At 54.6% G+C, this 9944-nt stretch carries 8 protein-coding genes and 1 pseudogene; all 9 read left to right on the top strand.

Annotated elements, in window-relative coordinates; all coding sequences use genetic code 11:
- Positions 1-808, top strand: an 808-nt coding sequence (locus ACML7B_RS02420) for a putative ABC transporter permease (RefSeq protein ID WP_418539198.1), incomplete at its 5' end; no start/stop codon positions are given.
- A gap of 247 nt (positions 809-1055) precedes the next feature.
- The gene (locus ACML7B_RS02415) at positions 1056-2567 is read left to right on the top strand and encodes a thioester domain-containing protein (protein ID WP_418539197.1); all 1512 of its coding nucleotides are present in this window, start codon (positions 1056-1058) and stop codon (positions 2565-2567) included.
- 20 nt (positions 2568-2587) lie between these two features.
- Positions 2588-3865: a 3-isopropylmalate dehydratase large subunit gene (leuC, locus tag ACML7B_RS02410; protein WP_346708083.1), complete on the top strand. Its 1278-nt coding sequence runs from the start codon at positions 2588-2590 to the stop codon at positions 3863-3865.
- Positions 3862-4350, top strand: coding sequence for a 3-isopropylmalate dehydratase small subunit (leuD, locus tag ACML7B_RS02405; protein WP_346708084.1), 489 nt, complete (start codon positions 3862-3864; stop codon positions 4348-4350). Before leuC ends, leuD begins: the two co-directional genes overlap by 4 nt.
- A gap of 11 nt (positions 4351-4361) precedes the next feature.
- Positions 4362-5654, top strand: a complete 1293-nt coding sequence (locus tag ACML7B_RS02400) for a Na+/H+ antiporter NhaC family protein (RefSeq protein ID WP_346708085.1) — start codon at positions 4362-4364, stop codon at positions 5652-5654.
- Between the two features lie 13 nt (positions 5655-5667).
- Positions 5668-7155 (top strand): threonine synthase, encoded by a 1488-nt coding sequence (thrC, locus tag ACML7B_RS02395; protein WP_418539196.1) that lies wholly within the window; start codon positions 5668-5670, stop codon positions 7153-7155.
- A 44-nt stretch (positions 7156-7199) separates the two neighbouring features.
- Positions 7200-7541, top strand: coding sequence for a hypothetical protein (locus ACML7B_RS02390; protein WP_346708087.1), 342 nt, complete (start codon positions 7200-7202; stop codon positions 7539-7541).
- 241 nt (positions 7542-7782) lie between these two features.
- Complete coding sequence (gene pckA / locus ACML7B_RS02385; RefSeq protein WP_346708088.1) at positions 7783-9387, top strand: phosphoenolpyruvate carboxykinase (ATP); 1605 nt, start codon at positions 7783-7785, stop codon at positions 9385-9387.
- A 333-nt stretch (positions 9388-9720) separates the two neighbouring features.
- Positions 9721-9944, top strand: a pseudogene (locus tag ACML7B_RS02380) (hypothetical protein); the annotation flags it as partial.

The following is a 9944-nucleotide window of genomic DNA, read 5'->3' as shown; positions in this document are numbered from 1 at the left end:
GTGGTGTACGGAGGTTGCCTTCGCTGCCGTGAAGACGGGAAAGTTCGTAAACCGGGGGTTCTTAAACGGGCCCCTGTGTCCGATCTACGGTGTGGGCGTGGTGCTGGTGGTGCTGCTTCTTATGCCCGTCCATCAGAATCTGGTGCTCCTCTACGTGGCATCCACGGTGCTGGTGACGGTGCTGGAAGGGCTTACCGGGTTCTTCATGGATAAGATCTTCCACCACAAGTGGTGGGATTATACGGACCAGCCGCTGAATATCGGGGGTTACGTGTGCCTGCCCTTCTCCCTGGTGTGGGGCGTGTGCTGCGTGCTGATCGTCCGGGTGATCCATCCGGTGGTGGGGCGGGGCATATCTGCCCTTCCGGTGCCCCTTGGGATCGTGTTCATCGTGATCCTGGAGATCGCCCTCTTCGCGGATCTGGGCGTGACCGCCTCCTCGATCCTGAAGCTGAACCGGCAGCTTGACGCCATGGAGAAGATCGCGGCGGAGCTGCGGGAGCTCTCGGATAAGGTGGGGGCCAATATCTATGAAAATGTGACCGACGTGATGGAGTTCCACGAGAAGGCCCAGGAGGCCCTGGAAGAAGCTACGGAAGAGGGGCGCAGGCGGCTGGAGGAAGCCGCGGAAGAAAGCCGCAGGCGGATGGAAGAGCAGACGCAGAAGCTGCGGGAGCGCTACGAGGAGCTGGCCCGCTCCAGCGCCAGAAGGAGCGCCCGGTTCCTGAAGGCATTCCCCACCATGCGGTTTGGCCGGCATATCGATATCCTGGAGGAACTGCGGGAGCGGATCCACGTCAGGAGATAACATACAATCTCCGGTTTGTCCTATTGACAAACCGGAGATTTCCATTTATGATAAGGACACTCGTCTAAGAAATTTTCAATTCTTTTTATTCACGGGGTTTCCCCAGTAAGGGATGATTTCTTCCCTGATTTCCAAAACGAGGAATTTCACATGAGAAAGGGGGCATACGTTTTTTTCATTGGGTAACTGTTGGTTCGTATTTTGATAAGAGATACGTTTTTTTCGCGTATCAGGAAAGGAGATTTTTATGAAGAAAATATGGACGCTTTTGACAGGCGCCCTGCTGTCCGTGTGCCTGTGGCTGGGGATGGGGCAGGGAATGTCGCTTGAGGCCCGGGCCCAGGATGTGACGCTGGAGCGGGGCGAACAGGTGGCCTATGAAGGCTACGTGACCAACTATTACTACATTGACGGGGAACTGGGCTACTGCCTGGAGCCGGAGAAGATGCCGCCGGAGGGAGGAACTTACGAGGCGGACCTTCTGGGCAATGATTCTCTTCTGGCCAAGGCTCTCTATTATGTGTACGGCGGCCCGGGCTATGAGGATTATCTGGAGAAGGAGCTGCCGGAAGACTGGCGTGGAAAGCAGGAGGCTTACTGCTTCTCCCACTGTATGCTGTCCTATATCTACGGAGGGAGCGATGCCTTCCGGGGCCTGAGTGAGGAGACCAAAGGAGCAATCCGCAGATGCGTGGAGGCGGTGAAGGGATTCCCGGAGATCCCGGAGCCGGAGCTTACATTCTCCCGGTCAAAGCTTACGGCATCCTTCGATCCAAAAGAGGGACGGCAGCAGACGGAGACGGTAACCTGCACAGGCGATCCGGCCAACCAGGTGAAGATCCCTCTGCCGGAAGGGGTGACTCTGGTAAATGTGACCAGGGGGACCAGTGACCAGGAACAGGCGGTAGTCCGCGGGGGCGACCGATTCTATCTCTGGGCGGATGTGGCTTATGGAAATGGAGGCGGCTTTAAGACCGGCGACCTGTACGGGAAGAACCGGCAGAAGTGGAGAGCGCTGGTCTTCGAGGCGGGGAGTGGTAATCAGCACATCGGAAGCGGGACCCTGGTGAAAGCCCAGGTGAAACCGGTATCCCTCCAGGTGTCCTGGGTCCCGGAGCCGGAGCTGGAGATTGAGAAGGAGGCGGACAAATCCGGCAAGACCTATGAGCTGGGGGACCTTATTACCTATACCATCGATGTGACCCAGCGGATCCAGGATGCGGTGGCCAAGAATGTGGTGATCACCGATACCATCCTTACGGAAGGCGTGAAGCTTCAGAAGACTTCCGTGGTGCTGCTGGATGAGGAAGACCAGGTGGTCCCGGAGGCGAAGATCACCGTCCGGGGCAATTCCTATACCATCGAGGCCGGGGAATTCCTCCGGGGCCCGGAGAGCGGGCAGAGGTATCGGGTGGAGTACCAGGTGGCCATCACCGACGCTTCGGTGATCGGCCGGGAGATTGAAAATGAAGTGGTGGTCCGGGCGGATAATGCTCCTGAGGAGAAGGACCGGGAGACCGTGGAGGTGGAAGAGCCGGAACCAGAGCCGGAACCGGAACCAGAAGAGCCGGAACCAGAGCCGGAGCCGGAACCGGAAGAGCCGGCGCCCCAACCTTCGCCCCGGCAGGAAGAGCCCCTTCCCCAGGCCCCGAAAACCGGGGATGAGGGGAACTTGATGGTTCTTGCGCTCTTGTGTATTCTTTCTTGCGCCCTCTTGCTCATCTGTGTTAAAATATCCTGTAAAGCTAAGTACAAGTAGAAGAACAGGAGGTTGTCGTGATGGGAATGACAATGACGCAGAAGATCCTGGCAGCCCACGCAGGGTTGGACCATGTGGAGGCAGGCCAGCTGATCGAGGCGAAGTTAGATGTGGTTATGGCAAATGATATCACAGGACCGATGGCCCTGCCCATCTTCGGGCAGATGGCGGACAAGGTCTTTGATCGGGATAAAGTCGTGCTGGTGCCGGACCATTTCACACCCAATAAGGATATTAAATCAGCGGAGAACTCCAAGGCGATCCGGGAGTTCGCCAAAGACCAGGGACTGACCTGGTATTTTGAGCAGGGTAAGTCCGGCGTGGAACACGCCATCCTGCCGGAAGCCGGCGTGGTGGCGGCAGGAGAGTGCATCATCGGCGCGGACTCTCACACCTGTACCTACGGGGCGCTGGGAGCCTTCTCCACGGGAGTGGGGACCACCGATATCGCCACCGGCATGGCCACAGGTGAATTGTGGTTCAAGGTGCCAAGCGCGCTGAAGTTTGTGCTCACCGGGAAACCGGGGCCTTATGTGAGCGGCAAGGACATTATCATCCATATCATTGGTAAGATTGGGGTGGACGGAGCCCTCTACAAATCCATGGAGTTCACCGGGGACGGCATCGGGAACCTGTCCATGGACGACCGGTTTACCATGGCCAATATGGCCATCGAGGCCGGGGCGAAGAACGGTATTTTCCCGGTGGATGAGAAGACGGAAGCCTATCTGAAGGAGCACACGAAGAAGGAATATAAGATCTATGAGGCGGATCCGGATGCGATTTACGATGCAGTGATCGAGATCGATCTGGGAGAAGTCCGTCCCACCGTGGCGTTCCCCCATCTTCCGGGCAACGCCAGGACCATTGACGAGATCGAGGCCATGGAGCCTATCAAGATCGACCAGGTGGTCATCGGCTCCTGCACCAACGGCCGGATGGAGGATATGCGCAGAGCCGCGGCCATCCTGAAGGGTCACAAGGTACACCGGGACGTGAGGGTCATGGTCATTCCCGCCACCCAGAAGATCTACAAAGAATGTATGAAGGAAGGACTTCTGGAGATATTTGTAGATGCAGGCTGTGCGGTCAACACCCCAAGCTGCGGCCCCTGTATGGGCGGCCATATGGGCGTGATGGCGGCCGGAGAGAAATGTGTGTCCACCACCAACCGGAATTTCGTAGGACGGATGGGACATGTGGACTCCCTGATCTATCTGGCGTCGCCGGAAGTAGCGGCGGCCAGCGCCATTGCAGGCTGTATCGCCAATCCAGAGAAAGTAGGTGCACAGGCATGAGAGCAAAAGGACATGTATTTAAATATGGAGACAATGTAGACACGGATGTGATCATCCCGGCCAGATATCTGAATTCCTTCGACGCCCAGGAGCTGGCCAGCCACGCCATGGCGGATATCGATCCGGAATTTGTAAATAAAGTGCAGAAAGGCGACATGATCGTGGCCAACAAGAACTTTGGCTGCGGCTCCTCCAGGGAGCATGCGCCGCTGTGTCTGAAGACGGCGGGGGTAAGCTGCGTCATCGCCGAGACCTTTGCCCGGATCTTCTACCGGAACGCCATCAACATCGGACTTCCCATTATCGAGTGCCCGGAAGCCGCAAGAGAGATTGAGGCGGGAGACGAAGTGGAAGTGGATTTTGACACCGGAACCATCTACGACCATACCAAAGGGACCCAGTACAAGGGGCAGCCTTTCCCGGAGTTCATGCAGAAGCTGATCGCAGCCGGGGGGCTGGTGAAATATACCAACAGTAAGAAGTAGAGGGACGAGTCGTGGGGAATGAGAGAGGAAATGGAGCAGCATTGCTGCCCATAGGTGTATTTCTGGTGATCTTCCTGGGGTCCGGGATCCTGACGGGAGATTTCTATGCCATGCCGGCCATCGTGGCGTTTCTGATCGCCCTGGCGGTGGCTTTCCTGCAGAACCGGGATCTGGATTTCGGGCAGAAGATCACCATTATTTCAAGAGGCGTGGGAGATGAGAATATCATCACCATGTGCCTGATCTTTCTGTGCGCCGGTGCATTTTCCGGCGCGGTAACGGCGGCGGGAGGCGTGGACAGCACAGTGAACCTGGGGCTTTCCATCCTGCCGGCGAAGGTGGCGGTAGCCGGACTTTTTGTGATCGGCTGTTTTATCTCGGTCTCCATGGGTACTTCCATGGGAACCATTGCGGCTCTGGCGCCTATTGCGGCGGGGATCAGCGAGAAGACGGGATTCGGCCTGGCCATCTGCATGGGCGCGGTAGTCTGCGGCGCCATGTTCGGCGACAACCTGTCCATGATCTCGGACACTACCATTGCGGCGGTGAAGACCCAGGGGTGTGAGATGAAGGACAAGTTCCGGGAGAATTTCCTGATCGTGCTGCCGGCGGCCATTATCACCGTCGTGTTGTTTTTCCTGGTCACCATGCACGGGGATTACCAGATGACGGAAGAACTGCCCTACAGTATCTGGCGGGTGGTTCCCTACCTTCTGGTTCTGGTGGGTGCGCTGATCGGCATTAATGTATTTGTAGTGCTTCTGGGCGGCACCGCAGTGTCCCTGATCGTGGGGCTTGCCACCGGAAGCCTGACCCCTGCCACCATGTTTTCCGCAGTGGGAGACGGGGTGACGGGGATGTATGATATTACGGTGATCTCCATTGTGGTGGCCTGTATCGTGTCTCTGGTGCGGGAGGCCGGCGGCATCCAGTTTATCCTGGACCTGATCCGCAGAAGGATCAGAAGCTCCCGGGGAGCAGAGGCAGGTATCGCGGGCCTTGCCCTTCTGGTGGATCTGTGTACGGCCAACAACACGGTGGCCATCGTGATGTCCGGCCCTATCGCCAAAGAGATCAGTACGGAGTTCGGGGTGTCATCTAGACGTTCCGCCTCCCTGCTGGACATCTTTACCTCGGTGGGACAGGGACTGATCCCCTACGGCGCTCAGCTTCTGTCTGCGGCCAGCCTGACAGGGATTACCCCCTTTGACATCCTGCCCTATCTGTATTATCCACTGCTGATGGCTCTGAGCGCGGCGCTGTTTATCGCGTTCCGCGGGGACAGATCCAGGCAGCAGGCATAGAAAGGCGGAGCTTATGGATCTGTATTATCAAAGCACAAGAGATTCCAGTTTAAGAGTGACAGCCTCCCAGGCGGTCCTTCAGGGACTGGCGCCGGACGGCGGCCTGTTTGTCCCGGGTAAGATCCCGGAGCTTGGGGTGGAGCTTCCCCGGCTTGCCTCCATGACTTACCAGGAGACGGCGCTGGCGGTTATGAAGCAGTTCCTTACCGATTATACGGAGGAGGAGCTTAAGGACTGTATCCGGAAGGCCTATGACGACAAGTTTGACACAGAGGCGGTGGCGCCCCTGGCCAAAGCAGGGGGGTTTTATTACCTGGAGCTGTTCCACGGCCCCACCATCGCCTTCAAGGATATGGCGCTGTCCATCCTGCCCCATCTTATGACCAGGGCGGCGGAGAAAAACCACCTGGACAAAGAGATCGTGATCCTGACGGCCACCTCCGGGGACACAGGGAAGGCGGCCATGGCAGGGTTCGCCGATGTGCCGGGGACCCGGATCATCGTATTTTATCCCCGGGACGGCGTAAGCCAGGTGCAGAAGCTGCAGATGGTGACCCAGAAGGGGGCCAATGTAGATGTGGTGGCAGTGACCGGCAATTTTGATGATGCCCAGAGCGGGGTGAAGGCTCTGTTCCGGGACAAAGACCTGGCAGCGGAGATGGCGGCCGCAGGGCGGCAGTTTTCTTCCGCCAACTCCATTAACATCGGACGGCTGGTGCCTCAGATCGTCTATTATGTCTATGCCTATGGAAGACTTCTGGAAAATGAGGAGATCCAGGCGGGGGACAAGATCAACATTGTGGTGCCCACCGGAAACTTCGGAAATATCCTGGCTGCTTATTATGCGAAACAGATGGGTCTGCCCATCGACCGGCTGATCTGTGCTTCCAATGATAATAAAGTATTGTTTGATTTCTTCCAGACCGGTGTGTATGACAGGAACCGGCAGTTCCTTCTGACCATCTCGCCCTCTATGGACATCCTGATCTCCAGCAACCTGGAGCGTCTGCTCTATGAGATCACAGGGAGGGACGATGAAGAGACCCTCCGGAGGATGGAAGAATTAAGGGATGCCGGCCGCTATGAGATCTCAGGAGAGATGAGAAAGAGGCTTCATGATTTCCGGGCAGGATATGCCACAGAGGAAGAGACCTGCACTCAGATTCGGAAGGTCTGGGAGAAGACCAGCTATCTCATCGATCCTCACACTGCGGTGGCCTCCAAAGTATGTGAGGAGATCCGGGCAGAGGAAGAGCTGGAAGGAGTCTGTGTGGTGGCTTCCACCGCAAGTCCCTATAAATTCGTCAAAAGCGTGCTGAGCGCAGTGGACAGGCATTACAAAGACCGGGAGGAGCTGGATCTGATCCCGGAACTGGAGAAGATCTCCGGCGTGGAGATGCCCCGGGCTATCCGGGAGATCCTTACGGAGAGTCCCCGCCACCGGCTGGAGTGTGCGCCGGCAGAGATGAAGGAGACGGTGCGCCGGATCCTGGGGATCTAAAGCAGGAGCGCTGCAGAAACATAAGAGAAAAGGAGTAGCAAAGGATGGAAAGTATATTTGGTTTATTTGGGCTGGGCTGTGGCCTGTACTGTCTGTACGGTTATTATCTGCTGAAATTCAAGGGGGAGATCTGTTCCTCGATCCTTCTCCCCAAGGATGTAAATCCGAAAAAATGCAAGGATTTCCGGGGATACTGCAACGAGGCCCAGTGGCCGCTTCTGATCCTGGGCGTTATCGGCACGCTCTACGGGGCGGTGGATCTCTACAACGTGTACGTGGGAGGAATGGATACACTGTTCCTGGTGATGATGGCGCTGCTTTTTGTGGCCCTGGTCTTCTACGTGATCCGCATCCGCAAGATCAACCAGAAATATTTTGGATTATAAACATAAAATGCAGGATTGAAATTAAAATCCTGCATTTTGAACAAAAATACTCCTTGATTTTTGGGAAGAATAAATCATAAATGAATAATAAAAACAAAAAACTTTCGAAAAAAGATTGTTAAAGTATTGACTTTTTCCGGAGTCAATGCGATAATAATAAAGAATGTTGCAGTACGCGCCCGGCGGGGAACGAAGGGAGAGCGGAAGCGGCAGAAAAATGAAAGAAAAGAGGTAGTGTAAGATGGCGAAAATCGATTTGAGCAAGTATGGTATCACCGGAACCACAGAAATTGTGCATAATCCTTCTTATGAGATGCTGTTTGAGGAGGAGACAAAGCCGGAGCTGGAAGGCTTCGAAAAAGGTCAGGTGACAGAGCTTGGCGCAGTCAACGTTATGACTGGTATCTACACCGGACGTTCTCCCAAAGACAAATTCATCGTTATGGACGAGAACTCCAAGGATACCGTATGGTGGACTTCTGATGAGTACAAGAACGACAACCATCCGGCTTCTCAGGAAGCATGGGATACGGTTAAGAAGATCGCCCTTGACGAGCTGTCCAACAAGAGACTTTTCGTAGTGGATGCATTCTGCGGAACCAACAAGGATACCCGCATGGCGATCCGTTTCATCATGGAAGTCGCCTGGCAGGCACATTTCGTAAAGAACATGTTCATCCGCCCGTCTGATGAGGAGCTGGAGAACTTCGAGCCGGATTTCGTTGTTTACAACGCTTCTAAGGCGAAGGTAGAGAACTACAAGGAGCTGGGCCTGAATTCTGAGACAGCTGCCATGTTCAACATCACCAGCCGCGAGCAGGTTATTGTAAATACCTGGTACGGCGGAGAGATGAAGAAGGGTATGTTCTCCATGATGAACTACTACCTGCCGCTGAAGGGCATCGCCTCTATGCACTGCTCTGCAAATACAGACATGAACGGAGAGAACACTGCGATCTTCTTCGGACTGTCCGGAACTGGAAAGACTACTCTGTCCACTGATCCCAAGCGTCTTCTGATCGGCGATGACGAGCACGGCTGGGATGACAACGGCGTCTTCAACTTCGAGGGCGGCTGCTACGCCAAGGTCATCAACCTGGACAAAGAGTCTGAGCCGGATATCTACAATGCCATCAAGCGCAACGCGCTGCTTGAGAACGTAACCGTAGATGAGAACGGCAAGATTGATTTCAACGATAAGAGCGTAACGGAGAATACCCGTGTGTCCTATCCTATCGATCATATCGAGAAGATCGTGCGCCCGGTATCCGCAGCTCCTGCAGCTAAGGAAGTGATCTTCCTGTCCGCAGACGCGTTTGGCGTACTTCCTCCGGTATCCATCCTGACTCCGGAGCAGACCCAGTACTACTTCCTGTCCGGATTCACTGCAAAACTGGCAGGAACCGAGCGTGGGATCACAGAGCCTACCCCAACCTTCTCCGCATGCTTCGGCCAGGCGTTCCTGGAGCTTCATCCGACCAAGTACGCAGAAGAGCTGGTTAAGAGAATGGAGAAGAGCGGAGCCAAGGCTTACCTGGTAAATACCGGATGGAACGGAACCGGCAAGCGTATCTCCATCAAGGATACCCGCGGCATTATCGACGCCATCTTAAACGGCGATATCCTGAACGCGCCTACCAAGAAGATCCCCTACTTCAACATTGAAGTACCTACCGAACTTCCGGGCGTAGATTCCGGTATCCTGGATCCGCGGGATACTTACGCAGACGCTTCCGAGTGGGATGCGAAGGCAAAAGACCTGGCGGGAAGATTCGTGAAGAACTTCAAGAAATACGAAGGAAACGAAGCCGGAAAGGCTCTGGTTCCGGCTGGACCGCAGGTGTAAATTTAATCCGATATTTGATTGAATAAAATAGCATAATAAAGGGAGTGCCTTGTGGCTTTTGAAATGGCTGCAAGGCGCTTTTTTATTAGGTTGCAGATTTTTGAAAGAAAAAAGCAGTTGACAGTCTGCCGGTTCAGTGATAAATTTTCCATAACAAAAGCATTTACATTTCTAGCTGTTCACTTCTTGGCGGCGTCTGCCGCGTCGAACATTCAGACAGGATCTGTCAGAAGAAATCTCAATGCTTTGTATCCCAATCAAACATCGCAGAGAGGTTTTATAAAAGAAGACAGATGCCTCCTGCGGACATTTTATTTCAAAGGAGGAAACTGGATGGAGAAGAAACCGAACCGCCTGTATAAGGCACGCCTATTTGTCATGATCTTTGAGGACAAGAGGAAACTGCTGGAACTGTATAATGCAATCAGTGGAAAACATTATGAGGATCCGGAACTTCTGGAGATCAATACCCTGGAGAACGCCATCTATATGTCCATGAAGAATGACCTGTCATTCCTTATTGACGCACGGCTGTCCCTGTATGAACATCAGTCTAC

Origin of the sequence: Massilistercora timonensis (genome assembly GCF_048354975.1) — a bacterium.
Taxonomy (GTDB): Bacteria; Bacillota; Clostridia; order Lachnospirales; family Lachnospiraceae; genus Massilistercora; species Massilistercora timonensis.
This window is presented reverse-complemented; position numbering and strand designations above follow the sequence as displayed.

Excerpts from the sequence above, each read along its gene's own strand:
- ACML7B_RS02415 (WP_418539197.1), top strand. The coding sequence starts at position 1,056 with ATGAAGAAAATATGGACGCTTTTGACAGGCGCCCTGCTGTCCGTGTGC.
- leuC (WP_346708083.1), top strand. The coding sequence starts at position 2,588 with ATGGGAATGACAATGACGCAGAAGATCCTGGCAGCCCACGCAGGGTTG.
- leuD (WP_346708084.1), top strand. The coding sequence starts at position 3,862 with ATGAGAGCAAAAGGACATGTATTTAAATATGGAGACAATGTAGACACG.
- thrC (WP_418539196.1), top strand. The coding sequence starts at position 5,668 with ATGGATCTGTATTATCAAAGCACAAGAGATTCCAGTTTAAGAGTGACA.
- ACML7B_RS02390 (WP_346708087.1), top strand. The coding sequence starts at position 7,200 with ATGGAAAGTATATTTGGTTTATTTGGGCTGGGCTGTGGCCTGTACTGT.
- pckA (WP_346708088.1), top strand. The coding sequence starts at position 7,783 with ATGGCGAAAATCGATTTGAGCAAGTATGGTATCACCGGAACCACAGAA.